Origin of the sequence: Heliobacterium chlorum (assembly GCF_014502795.1) — a bacterium.
In the GTDB taxonomy this organism is placed as follows: Bacteria; Bacillota; Desulfitobacteriia; order Heliobacteriales; family Heliobacteriaceae; genus Heliobacterium; species Heliobacterium chlorum.
In genome coordinates, this window is the sequence record NZ_JACVHF010000002.1 from 1 (window position 1) to 15,972 (window position 15,972).

At 40.8% G+C, this 15,972-nt stretch carries 15 protein-coding genes and 1 pseudogene; 7 read left to right on the forward strand and 9 right to left on the reverse strand.

Annotated features, from left to right (window positions below):
• Positions 1-102 precede the first annotated feature (102 nt).
• A complete protein-coding gene (locus H1S01_RS02970) occupies positions 103-1,326 on the reverse strand; it encodes a hypothetical protein (protein ID WP_188038634.1) in 1,224 nt (407 codons plus the stop codon).
• A gap of 606 nt (positions 1,327-1,932) precedes the next feature.
• Between H1S01_RS02970 and H1S01_RS02975 the strand changes: the two genes are divergently transcribed.
• The 5 genes and pseudogenes from H1S01_RS02975 (at position 1,933) to H1S01_RS02990 (ending at position 5,124) form a co-directional block, all read left to right on the forward strand.
• Positions 1,933-2,151 carry a hypothetical protein gene (locus H1S01_RS02975; protein WP_188038635.1) on the forward strand — a complete coding sequence of 73 codons (219 nt, stop codon included), beginning with the start codon at positions 1,933-1,935 and terminating at the stop codon, positions 2,149-2,151.
• Between the two features lie 9 nt (positions 2,152-2,160).
• The gene (locus H1S01_RS22470) at positions 2,161-2,403 is read left to right on the forward strand and encodes a hypothetical protein (protein ID WP_423751912.1); all 243 of its coding nucleotides are present in this window, start codon (positions 2,161-2,163) and stop codon (positions 2,401-2,403) included.
• Positions 2,404-2,454: 51 nt separating this feature from the next.
• Positions 2,455-3,036, forward strand: a pseudogene (locus H1S01_RS02980) (IS630 family transposase); the annotation flags it as partial.
• Position 3,037: 1 nt separating this feature from the next.
• A complete protein-coding gene (locus tag H1S01_RS02985) occupies positions 3,038-3,340 on the forward strand; it encodes a hypothetical protein (protein WP_188038636.1) in 303 nt (100 codons plus the stop codon).
• Positions 3,341-3,954: 614 nt separating this feature from the next.
• A complete protein-coding gene (locus H1S01_RS02990; protein ID WP_188038637.1) occupies positions 3,955-5,124 on the forward strand; it encodes a pentapeptide repeat-containing protein in 1,170 nt (389 codons plus the stop codon).
• Positions 5,125-6,280: 1,156 nt separating this feature from the next.
• Here H1S01_RS02990 and H1S01_RS02995 read toward each other — a convergent pair.
• The 4 genes from H1S01_RS02995 to H1S01_RS03010 all read right to left on the reverse strand — a co-directional run bounded on the left by H1S01_RS02995 (position 6,281) and on the right by H1S01_RS03010 (position 9,298).
• Positions 6,281-7,684, reverse strand: a complete 1,404-nt coding sequence (locus tag H1S01_RS02995) for a recombinase family protein (protein ID WP_188038638.1) — start codon at positions 7,682-7,684, stop codon at positions 6,281-6,283.
• The gene (locus H1S01_RS03000; RefSeq protein ID WP_188038639.1) at positions 7,659-8,003 is read right to left on the reverse strand and encodes a hypothetical protein; all 345 of its coding nucleotides are present in this window, start codon (positions 8,001-8,003) and stop codon (positions 7,659-7,661) included. Before H1S01_RS03000 ends, H1S01_RS02995 begins: the two co-directional genes overlap by 26 nt.
• 242 nt (positions 8,004-8,245) lie before the next feature.
• Entirely contained in the window at positions 8,246-9,121 is an 876-nt protein-coding gene (locus H1S01_RS03005) for a recombinase family protein (protein ID WP_279286938.1), read from the reverse strand.
• Positions 9,122-9,148: 27 nt separating this feature from the next.
• The gene (locus H1S01_RS03010; RefSeq protein ID WP_188038951.1) at positions 9,149-9,298 is read right to left on the reverse strand and encodes a hypothetical protein; all 150 of its coding nucleotides are present in this window, start codon (positions 9,296-9,298) and stop codon (positions 9,149-9,151) included.
• Between the two features lie 33 nt (positions 9,299-9,331).
• Here H1S01_RS03010 and H1S01_RS03015 point away from each other — a divergent pair, with 33 nt between their 5' ends.
• Positions 9,332-9,742 carry a helix-turn-helix domain-containing protein gene (locus H1S01_RS03015; RefSeq protein ID WP_188038641.1) on the forward strand — a complete coding sequence of 137 codons (411 nt, stop codon included), beginning with the start codon at positions 9,332-9,334 and terminating at the stop codon, positions 9,740-9,742.
• A 159-nt stretch (positions 9,743-9,901) separates the two neighbouring features.
• Here H1S01_RS03015 and H1S01_RS03020 read toward each other — a convergent pair whose 3' ends face one another.
• The gene (locus H1S01_RS03020) at positions 9,902-10,126 is read right to left on the reverse strand and encodes a hypothetical protein (protein WP_188038642.1); all 225 of its coding nucleotides are present in this window, start codon (positions 10,124-10,126) and stop codon (positions 9,902-9,904) included.
• Between the two features lie 182 nt (positions 10,127-10,308).
• On the opposite strand from H1S01_RS03020, the gene H1S01_RS03025 reads away from it, so the two are divergent.
• Entirely contained in the window at positions 10,309-11,763 is a 1,455-nt protein-coding gene (locus H1S01_RS03025) for a recombinase family protein (RefSeq protein WP_188038643.1), read from the forward strand.
• A 482-nt stretch (positions 11,764-12,245) separates the two neighbouring features.
• On the opposite strand, the gene H1S01_RS03030 is transcribed toward H1S01_RS03025, so the two are convergent.
• The 3 genes from H1S01_RS03030 to H1S01_RS03040 all read right to left on the reverse strand — a co-directional run bounded on the left by H1S01_RS03030 (position 12,246) and on the right by H1S01_RS03040 (position 15,970).
• Complete coding sequence (locus H1S01_RS03030; protein WP_188038644.1) at positions 12,246-13,199, reverse strand: caspase family protein; 954 nt, start codon at positions 13,197-13,199, stop codon at positions 12,246-12,248.
• A gap of 15 nt (positions 13,200-13,214) precedes the next feature.
• Positions 13,215-13,634, reverse strand: coding sequence for a TIR domain-containing protein (locus tag H1S01_RS03035; protein ID WP_188038645.1), 420 nt, complete (start codon positions 13,632-13,634; stop codon positions 13,215-13,217).
• Positions 13,635-14,434: 800 nt separating this feature from the next.
• Positions 14,435-15,970 (reverse strand): recombinase family protein, encoded by a 1,536-nt coding sequence (locus H1S01_RS03040; RefSeq protein ID WP_188038646.1) that lies wholly within the window; start codon positions 15,968-15,970, stop codon positions 14,435-14,437.
• Positions 15,971-15,972 lie beyond the last annotated feature (2 nt).

Below are 15,972 nucleotides of genomic sequence, written 5' to 3' on the forward strand. Positions count from 1 at the left end.
CATAATCCTTTAAATTGCAAAAAATTCCATTAGGCCAAAATTCTTTTTTTACTTACGGTAGGGGTGTTGAAAACGCGCTTAAGATATTATCCCAATGTTAAACTAAAAATGTGTGGCCTTAGGTTTTTGCACAACTTCATTTATCGGATCATTTACATACAGTAAGTGCTTCCATTTTACTAACAAAGTAACAAAAACTAACAGACCTATACAAAGGATAAAACCAAAGAAATTTCTATTTGTTGCTACACTTGAATTAGATAGAATGATAAACGATAAGTTTGATAAAAATAATACGAGCAATGATAGACGAACAACTGTACGTTCAAACCCGGATAAATGGGCGTCTCTAACAAATCCATGTTTAGATTTATTACGACTTCCTAAGTCATATATCCAGTCAATCGGCATTCTTACTAATATAGGTAAAACACTAGCCCATAGAAACAAACCTAAGGAGACGATTAATGGTGAGAACGGATTACTTTCGTTGGTTCCCTTTGGACATTTATCGTACAATTCTACAACGAGGCTTAAAGAGATACTGGTCCAGATAGACATTATAAAGGCTTTAACATATCTTAAAATAATTGTTCTTAGATAAAATATATGGCGTACTAGTGAGGCCTCCATTTTAGCGACTTCCTCAATAAGTTTACGATCGGAAACTCCGCAGATACCGAAAGCAACGTGGAACAAATCAATTTGATGTTCATAATTATCTTCATAAGAATCGTTTATTAATGATTGTTTCATTTCCTCTGTTATTAAACTATTACCTTTGTTATCTCCATTTATCCGCCGTGTCTCAGGGATTATTCCCGGTATATTTTTTAATTTAGAGGCAAAATAATTTTTATCTTCTTCGTTAAATGGAAGAATAAAGTTAATAATTTTATTTCTAGACAACTGACACATTAACACACTTTTCTTATTATCTAGTAATTCGTCTGGAGACAAGGCAATCCCTGATAAAGTAAATCTCGGGTGAAATTTATCGTCGTTATGACCTGGTTGATGGGCTGTAAAATAGAATTTAGTGATGTCCATAAAAAGAAGATATAAGGCGTAAAGTTGAAGCCCAAACGTAATTATTACCGAAAGAATTAATACATAATAGCTATAGTTACCTCCGTTTACAACGATATTTAATAGTTCTAAAAACGTATCTCTTGTGAATACAGGAAAAAATATTAATAATCCTGAACCGCTTAGAAACCCCCCACCAACGCGATGTAGGGTAGATAATCGTGTTTCTGCCCTTTGGAGATAAGCCCTCATCGCGGATCTCTCGTCATCTTCAAACTTAACATTTATATAATCCATAAGTATCCCTCCGAATATTTAACATTATAAAATATCTGTATTATCCCCGTTATTTCGGATATTAGTCTTAGTAATTCGGTTATTATTAAATAAAAGGACATTAATGACATTTTTTGAATACACCGTCTACATTCAACGTCATATACGGATCGGGTCATCCAACTGTTGCCAATATTGTGATTGTGAACAATCTGGGGCTATTACTAATGGACCTATGGGATCTAACCGGGCACAGGTATGCTATGAGCGAGCATTGACCATAGTTGAAGCAGTATACGGACTAACGACGATTAGCGATTACTCTTTTTTACGCGTAAGGGTTGAACGGCTTTATCGGTTTTATTTAGGCTTTAGCCCCGTAAGGGGTAATTTCTTATGAAACGTACGGGGTCGGTAAAGCGGTGGGGTCGAAAGAAATAGTAGTGGACGGAGTGGAATCCTCCCAACTGACTGAAAACACACTAGTATTGCGTGTCAGAAGTTCTTTGATGGTATAAAATTTGTTTATTAAATTCCTTATTCCACGTTTTGGCGATTTAAAGGATTCTTTGTCGAAGTGTCGTATGTAGTACATCATGATTCGATTACAGATGGGGATGTACCATAATGACGATGAAAAAGAATCTACGGATGAGTCTAAAAGTAAAGAACCAATTGAATCACAAGATACACGCTTCTACTTCTGAGCAGCGAATGGTATTCCGATGCAAAATCATTATGCATTTGTATGAAGGCTGTTCTCTGGCCAAGGTGGCTCGATTACTGAATACATCGGTTCAAACCCGTATCGAAATGGCGAGATCGATTCATTTCCGCGGATTGTGACTAAAAGGATTGTATGATCATCCCCGCTCCGGAGCACCATCGAAATTTACCGTAAACCAACGATGCGAGTTAATTGCCATCGCTTGCGATAATCCTTCCCAGTATGGATTTGGCACGTACCCTATTTGGACGCTAACGATTCTATCGAAAGTTGCGAAACAACAAGGGTTTCCAATGAGTCGGTGTACAGTCGGTCGAACTCTCCGGGAAAATGCCCTGCGTCCACACAAAAAAACAAATGTGGCTTCATAGCATGGATCCGAACTTTAAGGAAAAAGTGAACGCGATTGTCGAGTTTATCTACACCCACCGGAAGGTCACGCTGTTCTCAGTATTGACGAGAAAACAGGGATGCAAGCGTTGGAGCGAAAGCATGAAACTCGACATGCGGTCCCCGGTAGACCGGGTCGATTTGAATATGAATACATTCGACATGGCACCCAAAGTCTGTTGGCCTCTTTCGATACCCGCACCGGCCGTGTCATCACCCAATGTGGCCCGACTCGCACGGCCGATGATTTGGTTGCATTTATGGAAAAGGTTGCCGAAGCATACAAGGATGTGCCCAAAGTCCATATTATCTGGGACAACCTCAACATCCACAAAGATGGGCCATCTCGCCGGTGGATCGAGTTTAATCAACGCCATGGGAACAAATTCGAGTTCCACTACACGCCGAAGCATGCCTCCTGGGTGAATCAGGTGGAAATCTTCTTTTCCATCTTGCATCGCCGCTGTTTCCGACATAGTGACTTTTTCAGCGTGGAAGAATTGAAAGAAGCGGTCATGCAGTTTATCCTGGTATGGAATACCGAAGAAGGTCACCCATTTAAGTGGACCTTCCGTGGATATCCCATGCAGGATAAAGAACAGGAGGCGGCATGACATGCCTGACAAATCGATGAAAGACCTGCTTATATATGAATGTCCAGAAATCAAGGAGTTCTTGGATGAAAACGGCTTTGAACATCTTCATGTACGCAAATATGGGAAGCATCTCATTATTTATTCCATCGAGGACGAGGAAAAGGTATCTCGTGCTCGGTTTACCCTGATGAAGAATGGGGACTTTACACTGGAAATGATCGATCATCGGGAGACCTGGTTTCCGACCCCCTACAGGGGGTCGACAAAAGAATTACTTATCCAATTGACACAACAGTTTAGCTTTGCATTAGCGAAGTTTTAGATATATTTCAACATTCGGTTGCTATACAAGGAATTTCTGACACGCGACACTAGCTAAACAGAACAGGAAACAGAGCAACGAAGTCACTATGAAGTTTCCCGGGGTTAGAATCTAGTGAGGGTCAGAGAAAAGTTTATAAATAGTCGAGTTCAAGCAGTCTGGCCAATGTCCGGGCTTTTTTTCATTTATAGGCTGATTTATAATGGCTCAAATTCGCTGACTTTGCAGTTAAAACACCGCAAACTACCGCCTAAAAATCCCACATCCAACATTAGTCTGCTGTAAAAGCCCAGGTTTGATTACCTGTTGTGGTATGAATGGTTATGATAGGCCGTTTTGAGAGGTGTAGAGGGCGACGTGGAGGGTCGGGTTGCTTGGGTGGAGGAAATAATTAATAGAAATTAGGAAATACAGGTATCAACCGACATAACTGTCGGAAATAATAAAAACTCAATCGTCCGCCCTTACTGCTTTATTAAAAGATCAGTTATTTGGAGGCCGTTGGCGGCTAGGTAACGTTTATTTTTCAAATGGATTAAGGTGTTAAATAGCCAAATATAACTGTAATGGTATGGTTTAGAGTTAAATATTACAATTTAGGCGGTGTTTTAGACATGGCAAAGCAGGAGCAGATTGAGATGCTCAGTCAAGGCGTGGAGGTTTGGAATAGGTGGAGAAAAGAAAACCTGAAGATAAAACCATATCTAATTGGAGCTAGCATTGTCGGAGCAGGCCTCGCTGGAGCAAGCCTTATCGGGAAGCCATTTCTCGATGCAGCCGTTCTAGGAGTAGGGGCACTTAATAGGTCGAATCTAAGCGAGTCGGATTTAAGTGAGGTGGATCTTAGTGAGGTACAGCTTAGTGAGGTGGATCTCAGCGGAGTAAACCTCATTAAGACAAACCTCATCAAAGCGAACCTCCGAGAGACAAACTTAACCGAAGCAAAACTTATGTTTGCGGATCTCAGCGGAGCAGACCTCCATGAGGCAAATCTAAGAGGGGCCGACCTCAGTGGGGCGAACCTTAGCGGCGCAGATCTTAGTTGTGCCGATCTCAGAGGTGCAAACTTGATTGAGGCGGTTCTAGAAAATGTAAACTTTGAAAATACAAACCTAACAAGGGCTGACCTGAGCAGGGCCAACATTCGATGTGCAAATTTTCTTAATGCGGATCTTAGTGAAGCAAACTTTACTGAAGCAGATCTCACGGGTACGTATTTAACTGGAACAAAGAAAAACGGAGCAAATTTTACTGCGGCTAAGTTTTGTGTTGTTGAGCCCATTGAAGTAAATATTAGTACTATGAGTAACAGTAATATGAAGAAAATGATATTAAATGAAGAAAATATCAATAGAAGTATGAGAATTTTCTTAGCTTACAGCTATCGTACTGTTGATGATGAATTCGTAGAAGGATTTAAGGAAGTCTTAATATCACAGGGTTACGAAGTATTGGATGGTAAAGCTGATAGGATAGGTTCTATTTCCCAAGCGATATTAGACAAAATATTTAATAGCGATATGGCGGTAATTGTTATGACTAAACGTGATAAAAAAGAAAATGGAAAGTATACAACAACTGCATGGCTTTTGGAAGAAAAGGGAGTTGCTCTGGCTTTCGGTAAGGATGTGGCTATGTTTGTAGAAGAAGAAATAGATGAAAGTGACATTGGTGGGTTACAAGGTGATGCTCAGTTGTTTCATTTCACCAGAAATAATTTTCTAATGAAAGTAATGAGTTTTATAAAAATTCTTAAGTCGAGAAATGAAAAATCCATGGCTTAGAAACGTTTAGGTCGTTGTGTCGGAGATTACCATAAAATCAATTTCACTGCCCATCGTCAAAGCTAAGCTTGGGCATTTCCTTTCGAGTAGATCAGCTTGAAGGGGTTATTTCTTTTCACTCAATTAACTTGAAGCTTCTTCGCCAACTCTTAAATGATGACTATTATTTACAGGACTAGTAATGAAGATTAAGGCCGCTTGACAGAAGTACAGAAGGTCGAAGCTAAGGTTGAGGACGGCCACTCCAACGAAGCGATCGAGGCCGAGATTGAAAATCTGAAAAAGTTGTTTGCCGATATGTAAAACTCCCATAGAATTGTATACTTATGTCCCAAAAAACTTATCGTATACAATATGGGAGTTCCTCAATAGTCTTCTTTGTTATTTGACGGGAGTGGCATGATTCGGACCTGCAAATTATTAGATTCTGTGCACTAAGACAACCGACCCTAAGTCGGTAAAGTTGGATGGAGTTCATGGGCTAGGGCATATAACCGGAATTTTCTTACATCTCACCGAACGTTTTAAAACCCCGCAATCCTCGTACAACAAGGAATGCAGGGCTTTTTGTTTGCTCAATTTTTAGGATAAAAATCATTCTATCTAGAAACAGAAGTTAACGGAAATTCACCACCTAAAAACGTCTCCATCATCATGTACTTTCATTTGTGGATAGTGCTTAAAAATACTTCTGGTATCTAATCGCCTAAGCACCGAAAAAATTTATTGTTTTTTAATCCTAACCACCGAATAGCGTTTACAACCCTGTCCACCCGTTAATAATAGTGAAAAGGACAACCCCCTTATCTGGCTTGGGGACAAGCCCTTTTCGCTTAGATTCTGCTACGGTGCTTAGGCATACACGGGATCGTGTGCATTCCTAAGTACCGAAAAAAGCTCGGAAACAGCGACCTTAATACAACCTAAGTACCGAATCCTTTAGACATAAAAAAGAGCCCCCTCATGGGGCTCTTTTAACAAACTTCAAAAATTGTCATTTGTGGGTTGCTTTTATCCGGTTGTCTCCCAAGTTCAAAGTTGAACACCAGATCAAACTTACCGTTACGGTCAATTCTAACCAAGGCCAGGAGATTGGTGATGATTTGTCGCCATTCCGTTTTGGTGATTTCACTCATTGCTTTATTTAAAAGGGAAATCAGGGGTTGCCAGTAAGCATCCGTATTTCGATTTTTTCGATGAAGGACTTCCTAGCCTGTAACTGTTGAATTTGACTCTCTGCAAATTCAACCTTCTGAGTTAGTTCTATTCTGTAAAGGGTTAGGATTTCGATTATTTTATTGTTTGTATCATTTCGCTCTCTATTCATCCGGGTTCTAATCTCGAACTCAAGAGAACGAACTTTATCTGAGTAATCCCTGATTTGCTCTGAAATCCGTTCAATGGTTTCGTTTATCTCCAAAAGACTATTTTGGTTGGTAGCTTTTATTGCTGAAAGTGTTACAGTGTCGCTATAGCTAAGACGATTTATCAAGTTTCTCTTAATCTTGTCTTCCAGTAAGTCTGCGTCAGCGGAAACATCTTCGCAGTTGGGGCATTTATACAAGCGCTTTCCGACTAATCTTCTTTTCACTTCGGTTCGTTGATCGTCTACACCAAGTTTCTGATTACAGTGCTTGCAAACTACCACGTCTCGAAGAAGAAAGTTGGTATGAAAATAATGGGGATCGATCTCCCCTGAGCTTCGTTGGTTATAAAGCTTCCAACAGCGCTCCCATTCTTCTCGGGTAATAACCGGCTCGATCAATGGGCTCTTACAAATCACAAGACTCTCATCCGGAGTATCCAGATCAACTTGTTGGCTAGTGGAATAGCGGTTACTTCTTTTTCCCCATACGATATACCCGGCATAAAAGGGGTTTTTAATCACTAACTCTACTTTGGATCGAGTCCACGGTGTTCCCCTATTAGAATTTGGAGGAAGATGTTTAGCGATGGAACTGCATCCGACCCCGGAGAGATACAAAGAGAAGATTTGTTTCACCAACTCAAGTTGGTCAGCTTTTGCTCCCAGTTTGCCGGTTCTTTTATCATACTCGTAACCAAAAGGAGGCCTACCGCCTGCCCATCTGCCTTTTTTCAATAGGGCTTCCAAAGCATCTCTGGTTCTTTCTCGGATACGAGCTGCCTCGAAAGAGGTTAAGCCATCTTTGAGCAACCGAAGCAAGATGTCTGACTCATCATAAACCGTTTGATTCGAAGTAATAATGATCGGTTTGTTGGCATCTCTTAAAAATCTGCGAATATTCTCATGCTCAATAACATCACGGGCCAGTCGATCCTCCTTGTAAACTGCGATAAAGTCAAATTTGTCGTCCAAGGCATCCATGAGAACATTTTTCAGATATTCCCGTTTGTCCATTTTTTTCTTGGTGGATGATACAGCTCCATCTGTATATTTTTGAACCAACCGGCATTTGAAGTTTTCTACAAACTTTTCTACGGAATGTAGCTGGAGGAGATAATCCTGTTTGTCGGTGGAATATCGTCCATAAAAAGCACATCGCATTCCGGGCTTAATAATATCCTGTACTGACGTCAAAGGTATGAGCCTCCTTCATGCCGCCAAAAGGGTGGCAAAAGGTAAAGTCGAGATAATGCTGATCGATCCATACATGGTGAAGCACATCATGTAAATATTCTTTGAATTTAAACTTTGACTTCTTTTCAGACATTAACGATTGCATCTCCAAAACCTTATCTGGTAAAGAGTTTAAAGACATGATTTCATCTTCTAGGGATTCTTTTACCCTTTTAAATTCCACGTATTTGTCATAGATGGACAAGAGCTTTATCTCTAAGTCGTTTCGCTCCTTCTGGGCCATTTGACCGTATAAGTAGTCTTGGGTGTTGTAATTCAATTGGTCCCCGCATTTCCTTATTTGAGATTCTACCTTTTCCAATCGGTTTTTTAGAGTCTTCAGACTACGAACCCGGTACCGATCTAGCAATTTTGGATAGTGGGCCTGAAATAAGGACTGAACGAAGTTAAAACAAGTCTCAAAAACCAACTCTTCGATATCGATTTTTTGTACCTTTTGTGAGCATTGTTCGCATCGGTAAGAGTGTGTGACTTTAGTTCCGCTTCGCTTGGAATGCCCTTTCATTTTTTGGTTGCATGGTTTGCAACACAATATTCCCTCAAGCAAAAAATCAACATGAGTAACTGTTCCCGTTTTTGTTTAGGGGTTTGCTCTAGTATATCCTGAACTTGTAACCATTCTCTTTCATCAATAATAGATAGTTGAGAGTACTCTTGTTTTAATTGTGGCAAGCCTTTTACGTTCAGAAGGCGAATACCCATATATGTTGGATTCTGAAGAAGCTTCTTTACTGAAGAGCTAGTCCAGTTTCGCTTAGGGTATTTTTCTCGCGAGTACAAAGACACTTCTTGAAGGGTTCTTCCTTCTAAGACCATACGATACATGGAACGAACTAGCTCTGTTTCATCTTCGTTCAATTGAATGGTAATCCCATTTTGGCGATCTACCGAATAACCAAATGGAAGAGTTCCTGGGTTTTTACCCGTTAGAAAATCTGCCTCTATTGCTGATTTAATGCGTTCAACAATTTGCTGGCTTTCTCTTTCTATCATGGCGGCCATTAAGATTTCGATCAGTTCCCCAACTGGAGAGTATTGAATGGGTATTTCCTCGTCAGAGGTAAATATGACATTTATTTTTCTATCACGAAACAATCGGTACAGTTCAATGTACTGAATCGCATCACGACTGAGTCTGTCCCGTTTGTAGACAAGCAGGTTTTTGATTTTATCCCGGTTGATTTGACTCATTAATCGTTGGAGCTCACGCCGGTCGTCAATTCGGGTTTTTCCAGATATAGCGTCGTCAATAAATTCTTCTTCAATAATAAGGCCTTCTTTAATGGCTCGACTGAAGGCCTTCTGTTGCTGCATTGCTAAGGAGTGCTCCTGTATATTGGTAGACCGGCGATAATATGCGACGGTTTTCAAAACCATCACCTCTCATTAGTATCATCTAACCGGTTAATTTTCTTCAGGCATTGAGTGAAGTTTTCGAGTCAATAGTTCTACCCAGAGTTGAAACCATTTTTCCGCAGCTTCCGGATCATGGCGGTAGGTGATTTCCCGGATGGATAACTCTTTAGTGACAGTATGGCGTTTGCGTTGGTTCAAAGAGTACATCTCACTTTCGGAGGCGAATGATGTTTGATTAGTGGTATAACGTTTGGAAATCGGGTGCGTTTACTCCGGGAGAAAGCTGGAATCAGTCTGAATAAGATGGCCAAGCAGTTAAACGTTTCATCCGGTTATCTCAGCAATTTGGAGAGTGGGAAAACCGAGAATGTTTCGGTTGACTTTCTAAAATCTCTTCAGGAACAATTAGGTTTACAGGCTTGTCTTATTTGTGGCCATGCGGTTGAAAACAAAGAGTGCTCTGGCCTGGAGACTACCTTACAGCTTCGGGTATACAGAGTTCAGGAAATTTTAAATGACATGGCAAAAACGAACCCTGAACAGTCAGAGTGCCTTCTTCAATTACTGGAACATGGACTAACGGGATTGAAAGATCACCAAGTACCGGAAAAGATAAAGGTTGAAAGGGAAGTTATGCATTAGTTTGTCAATAAGCCTAAAAGATATTCACTTACGTGGATGGGCGTTCAAAAAAATGAATAACGATTTCCATTGGAGGCACGATATATGCGCGGCCTCTTTTTTTATTGCGTGAGGGATGTGATTTCAGGCAATTTGGCTTCAGGTAAATAGAGTACAGTTTTACAAAGTTTCAATAGGATGAACTTGGATCATGGAGCTATCGGCAAATTCTTTGCCTAGCTCTTTTTCCAAAATCGACTTAATGGCGGCCTTCTGTAGGGAACAGTTCCAATCAATGATTCTCTTAGCTAACGTTTCCCTTTGGGACGAATCAAGGTCGGAAACGGAACAAAAGGTGATGTGTTGACCGTTAAAAGATGCTTTAAACTGCACCCTTGCTACCATCCTTGATACCCCCTCTGAAACTAACCCTATGTATCGTGAAGGCTGGGACAACCCTTCTTTTTGTCCCGAAAAAATGACTGGATTTAATCTAAAGTGATTTCAGACCAAGAAAAAGCGCCTTCCTTTGGCTTTCGCAGCATATACGTTAATGACAACCTCGGTCAAGGAGACGGTTTAATTCCATGAAGCGACAGGAAGGAAATGAAAAAGTAGTCTTATACTGCCGGGTTTCGACAGACGAACAAGCAAAAGAAGGCGTGTCCTTAGATGAACAAAGGACACGCCTAAAAGCCTATTGTGTTGCCATGGGGTGGAAGGTTGAGGCTGAGGAAATTATTGATGACGGATACTCAGCAAAAGATATGGATAGACCAGGATTGAAAAGACTCATTTCTCAAGTTGAGAGTGGTACTGTTTCGCGGGTGTTAGTTACCAAGCTAGACCGGCTTAGTCGAAGGTTGCTGGATTTGCTTACTCTGATTGATGTATTTGCTCATCATGAAGTCTCCTTTGTATCTACCAGTGAATCCTTTGATACAGAAACGCCATCAGGCAGGTTAACGTTACAAGTTCTTGGGGCAGTTGCTGAATTTGAGAGGGAGCGAATTCGCGAAAGGGTCGTCGATAATATGGTGCATGCAGCCAAGTCTGGAAAGTGGTTAACCCAGCACCCGTACGGGTACCGGCTTGTAGAGAAGCAGCTAGTTGTACATGATTCGGAAGCCGATGTGGTCAAAAGAGTCTATGACATGTTCTTAAATCAAGGAATGGGGTATTTTGCGATAGCAAAGCAATTAAACGAAGAAGGGCTTTCTTCCCGTCAAGGTAAGCAGTGGTCGAACAGATCCGTTAAACTCATGCTGACAAACCCTGTTTACAAGGGAACATTAGCCTGGAACCGTACGGATTCGAGTAAAAAGAAACGTAAAACAAAAGAAGAAGGTGAATGGATCATGATACCTAATGCGTTACCCGTTATTATTAATAAAGAAATATGGGACAAGGTAAATGAAAAAATCAGCGGTAAGCCACAAATTCCACCTAGAGCCAAGTCTAGTCCTCATCTACTTGGCGGACTGTTGAAATGTGGGAAATGCGGGTCATCTATGAGCATTTGCTGGTCAGGTTGGCCGAAACGGCATCGGGTTTACCGTTGCTCCGCTTATAAAAATTATGGGACTTGCGATAGCAAGCCGTATAGGGCGGATAAAGTGGAAGGGTGGTTTATCGAAGGCCTGAAAAACCTTGTCGATTCGGTTGATCAAACAATTCGTGAAGTAGTTATAAGCCAAGTACATGATCAAAACGTTCAAAAGCAAGAGCAGAAATTGCGGAATGCAAAGGGAAGGTATGAAAGAAAAGTGGAAGCATATACCGCAGGACTTATTGAGTTAAGTGATCTTATGGAAGAGAAAAGAAGATTCGATGAGGAGATAGGGCGAAGTGGGGAGTTGCAAGGTTCCTTTGATGAGGACGCAGTAAATAAAGTTTTAGCTGGGCTGAGGGAACGGTATACAAGCTTTTCAGAGAGTGTAGGCGTTTTGCCTATCCCGGAGTTAAAAAAGCTATTGCATATAATTGTGTCTAAAGTTGTTTTATTGAGAGATTCGGATATTGAGATTTCTCTAGTGATATAAAAAAACGGCCTACATTAGTAGGTCGTTCATTTCGTTTAAAAGTCTAAAGATAATCGAATACTGCCGGAAATGCTCCCAAAAAATTTTTGATTTATCGTTCAACGTAATTAAAGAAACAAGTATTACACCAAATTATTTCCGAAGGTAAAATCTTTAACGACAAGGTAACGAAGATTCGTTTTATTGGCGCATCCTGCTGTTCACCGGGAAATACCCGGCAGAACACTGCAAGACCTCTTAATCAGCAAATGATTTGTCGGCCAAGAGTGGTATTAAGTTCGGATGCTTTCGGAGGTGGTAGTTCCACCGTATTCGTCAACGGACTGCCGGTGATTCGCGTTGGTGTTCCGGTTACATGTGGGGTGGCCGCCGGAAGCCCCAACGTATTATTGGGGTAAAAATTATGAAGTGGACCAATCTTGGTCCACTTCATAATTTTTACCACGCTGCGCTTAATGAACAATCTCCACCTTATTGAATGGTTAAATCTTTCCTTCGGTTACTAATCGCCAGTATTGATATCCCATAGAAGTTAGTCTACAAGACTTAGAATTCATAGCCGCAAAATACATATATTCTTCCCCAACTGGACGAACAATCCCAACAGAAAATAACTTTTGCAAATCTTTAAAGGTTTTAACATTCTTTTCAACTGCAATATCCACATTTGTGTCTTCAAAGGTAGGATCAAGCTTCATATCTTTTTGAGGGTTTGGAAAGTATACCGGGATTTTCCTTAATGTTTCTAGTGGTATTTGGGGAGATATCTGCCGTAAAGAAGTAAATCTAGACACGTTTGTCTTAAAAATTGGTCTTTGATCCCATGCTCCCAAAGCTTTGTCTATATACGAATATATTCCCCCGGGAGTAATGTTCCCCAGTAGATCGGCAGCTCCACCTCGTAAAGCATCTACCAAAAGAGATGTAAATAACCCTCCCCCGTCTAATTCAATAGATGATTCCGTACTCCTGCTAGCCGTTAATACCGTAAGTCCGTCACCCAAACGTGCAATATTTCCTCCTCCAGCATGTACTGGAGAACCCATCGCCCCTGAAAAACAACAGTCTAAAATAATGATTTTATCTTTTGCTGGTGAATCATTAGCAAGATGTAAGATATCATCCATCGAGATACCTACATCATATTTTGCTGCATCTTGTGTTGCGATATAGCCTCCTGTAGTGGTAATCGAACCATGACCGGAAAAGTAAAATAAAGCAATTTCATTTTTGTGGGCGAAGAGTTCTTCGATTAACTCCCTTAAAACTGGCTTTGTAATTGTTTGAGGTGGTGAAGTCATAAGCTTTACGTGGAAGTTAATGGAACCATCTTCGTGGGTCTTCAGAACGTGAGAAACTTTAACTGCATCATTTACGCAGCCATCTAACGGGTTAACTGGATAATCATTAATGCCAACAACTAATGCTTTTCTCATGTCACAACACCAACTTTATTTACCGCATAGTTCTTCAATTGCAGCTTTGATTGAAGAAGATTGCCACTTTACAACTTTATCAGCGTTGTCCTTAACTACTTTTGATGTTTTTTCGGAAGCCCATTCTTCAATGGCTAGAATTGGTTTTTTCGTAGAAAACTCATTTTTTGCAATGTTAATTTCATGATTAATCCACTTACTATAGGTTGCATAAACACCTGCCAGAATAATTACGATACTGCTGGGTGCAATCTGATTTTTAATAGCTTCATATAGTTCATCATCATTGTCCGCATTATGTATTGGATCGTCCTTGGGAACCGAATAATTTTTGTAGGGTATGCCACTATTATCCAGGAGTTTAATTAACCTGTTATAGGAATCGCTGTAAGTCCAGGAGTGACTAATAAAAAGATTGTACGTTTTGCTAGACATAAATTATCCCTCTTCATTTCAATTTAATCCCATGAATATATTACTCTTGATTTGAAATTGTTTCAACCCCGTCCTTCACCGTCCTACCTGAATTTGAATTTCACACCCACCTTAAGTCGGGAACCAAGAGGTATACATGTAAACCTGTTGCCGGTGCTTGTCAGGGACTGTGACTTCCAAGGATTACTGGCCCAGATCGTTTAGATAAAATTGGTAGGTCTTGATAAACACAATAGGTTAAAGAAGCGTTATTAAACGGAGTCAACTCAACACTTCATAAGCCCACATTGAAGAGGTATTTTTGTTCAGATCATGTGTAAGCGAACATTGGATATCGAAAGTACCCGTAAAAGATCTCTTTGGGGAGCTTTTATCATGCGCCCATTGGTGCTAAAAAAATTCGCAGAAGTATCATTCTGCGAATTTTTTTACGATATATTGGTCAGAAAGTCCATAAAACAGGGTTGCTAACGTACTGAAAAGAGTTTGCAAAATGTATTCACTGATTTCTGGTTGGTGGTGGCATAAGCCACAGCAATCGCCGCTGAATACCATAGAACCGACACACAGTATTTCATAACCTGAAACTATCATTCCAAATCGATCTGCCAGAAGACCAGACAATTGATGGTGGTTACCCTAAAGTCCGGTCAATATAAGATTGTGGAAATACAAGCGGCATTTGATAGCCCCGGTGGACAAACCCATCGGGTTCTGAGATCAGCCAAACGAGATGTATTCTAAGCACCTTTACAGAACGAAGGCTGGCCTTCATATGTATTTTGGCAAGGATTTAAATTCTATATGGAAATACTTTGGAAAGACAAAGAGTGTATTTCCTTATCTCGTATTTCGATGCTTTTTAAGAATTTTTTAAGGGCCACATTTACCACTTCGGCGTACCCATCAGAAGGTTGCATCTCCAACGCCTTGCGAAACTGTTCGTAACTGTTTTGCAAGGCGTTTAGTATTTCTTGCTTAGTTACTGGCTTTTCAATATCCATTGAATCTATTTCCTTACGAAGACACTCTTTTTCTTTTTCTGCTGCTGCTTTAGCTTTCTGTAATTGCTCAAGAGAGACGACTCCCGCCTGGTAAGCTTCCCATTGACGGTGAAACTTTCCCTCCACCTTTGCCAACTCAGCTTCAAGGTTTCGGCGTTTCTGATCGTTTTTTGTGGATGCATTAACAATTGTTTTTTCTGGATTGCTCCGAATCATATCTGGAAGGAATTTCATTTCTGTATCTAACTTCTCTATCAATGTATCCTGGTTAATCCAATGACAAAAGCAACCACCAGATACTCTATAGTTTCCGCAAATATAGCTTCTTTTCCCGAATCGGTTCCATGAATACATTTTCGATCCGCAGTGTCCACAAACCAACAAACCGGAAAAAATACTCTTCCCAGCTGTTTTACGACCGACTTTTTTCTTTATACCCAGGCGTTGCAATACTTTTTGGGCGACTTCTTCATCCTTTATGATGATTAGTTCTTCCGGCAAGTCTTTAAAAACCCACTCTTCCATCGGCCTGTAATACCCTTTACCGTGCCTGTCCTTATATCGCTGATTGCGTAGTCTTTTTCCAATATAAATGGGGTTGTTAATCATAGCCTTTACGATCTCAGATTGCCAAGGCTGTCCGTTTCTACGACCGGCAAACTCATCAGGAGTTAAATCGTTTAGCCGCATGGCTACGCCTCGATAACCATAGCCTTCGGCGTAAAACTCCCACATTTTTCGGATTGTGGCCGCCTCTCTCTCGTTGATGACGAGTAACTTCTCGTCGTTGGAGGCAAAGCCGAAAGCGGTTTGACCAAGAGATCTTCTCGGATCGTCCTCGAAGATTTTGGTCATCGTCGCCTTGACATCGTAAGATATTTGGTTGCTAGTGTACTCCGCGAAAGTAGCCATGATCTGAAAGAAAGCAAGGCCGGAAGGAGTGCTGGTGTCATGGTCTTCAGTGGCTGACTTGTATCGGCAGTTATGGTTTACGCAAAGCTCCAGGACAAACCAGAGCGTATCAATCAAGTTACGAGACAGGCGGTTAAGCTTTTTAGTGACAACCATTCCGATAGAGCCTGACTCAATTCCGTGAAGTATCTTTTGGAAGTCTGGGCGGTTCATATTCTTCCCGGTATAGCCGTCATCCACATAGACTTTGAAGTTTTTAATTTTTTGTAAATGAGCCCACTGAATCAAGAAATCTGTTTGTTCGGGAATCGAATACCCTTCTTCTGCTTGTTCATCATCGGAAACCCGGACATACAGAGCCGTCTCCCTAGTGTCAACCAAAGGAGGAAGCGTTTTGCTTGAAACAGCTGCAACTGGCATTG

What these genes read in the sequence shown, in the direction of transcription:
- H1S01_RS02970 (WP_188038634.1), bottom strand. Translation starts at nt 1,326, where the DNA reads ATGGATTATATAAATGTTAAGTTTGAAGATGACGAGAGATCCGCGATG.
- H1S01_RS02975 (WP_188038635.1), top strand. Translation starts at nt 1,933, where the DNA reads ATGACGATGAAAAAGAATCTACGGATGAGTCTAAAAGTAAAGAACCAA.
- H1S01_RS02985 (WP_188038636.1), top strand. Translation starts at nt 3,038, where the DNA reads ATGCCTGACAAATCGATGAAAGACCTGCTTATATATGAATGTCCAGAA.
- H1S01_RS02990 (WP_188038637.1), top strand. Translation starts at nt 3,955, where the DNA reads ATGGCAAAGCAGGAGCAGATTGAGATGCTCAGTCAAGGCGTGGAGGTT.
- H1S01_RS03005 (WP_279286938.1), bottom strand. Translation starts at nt 9,121, where the DNA reads ATGGTTTTGAAAACCGTCGCATATTATCGCCGGTCTACCAATATACAG.
- H1S01_RS03020 (WP_188038642.1), bottom strand. Translation starts at nt 10,126, where the DNA reads ATGGTAGCAAGGGTGCAGTTTAAAGCATCTTTTAACGGTCAACACATC.
- H1S01_RS03025 (WP_188038643.1), top strand. Translation starts at nt 10,309, where the DNA reads ATGAAGCGACAGGAAGGAAATGAAAAAGTAGTCTTATACTGCCGGGTT.
- H1S01_RS03030 (WP_188038644.1), bottom strand. Translation starts at nt 13,199, where the DNA reads ATGAGAAAAGCATTAGTTGTTGGCATTAATGATTATCCAGTTAACCCG.
- H1S01_RS03035 (WP_188038645.1), bottom strand. Translation starts at nt 13,634, where the DNA reads ATGTCTAGCAAAACGTACAATCTTTTTATTAGTCACTCCTGGACTTAC.
- H1S01_RS03040 (WP_188038646.1), bottom strand. Translation starts at nt 15,970, where the DNA reads ATGCCAGTTGCAGCTGTTTCAAGCAAAACGCTTCCTCCTTTGGTTGAC.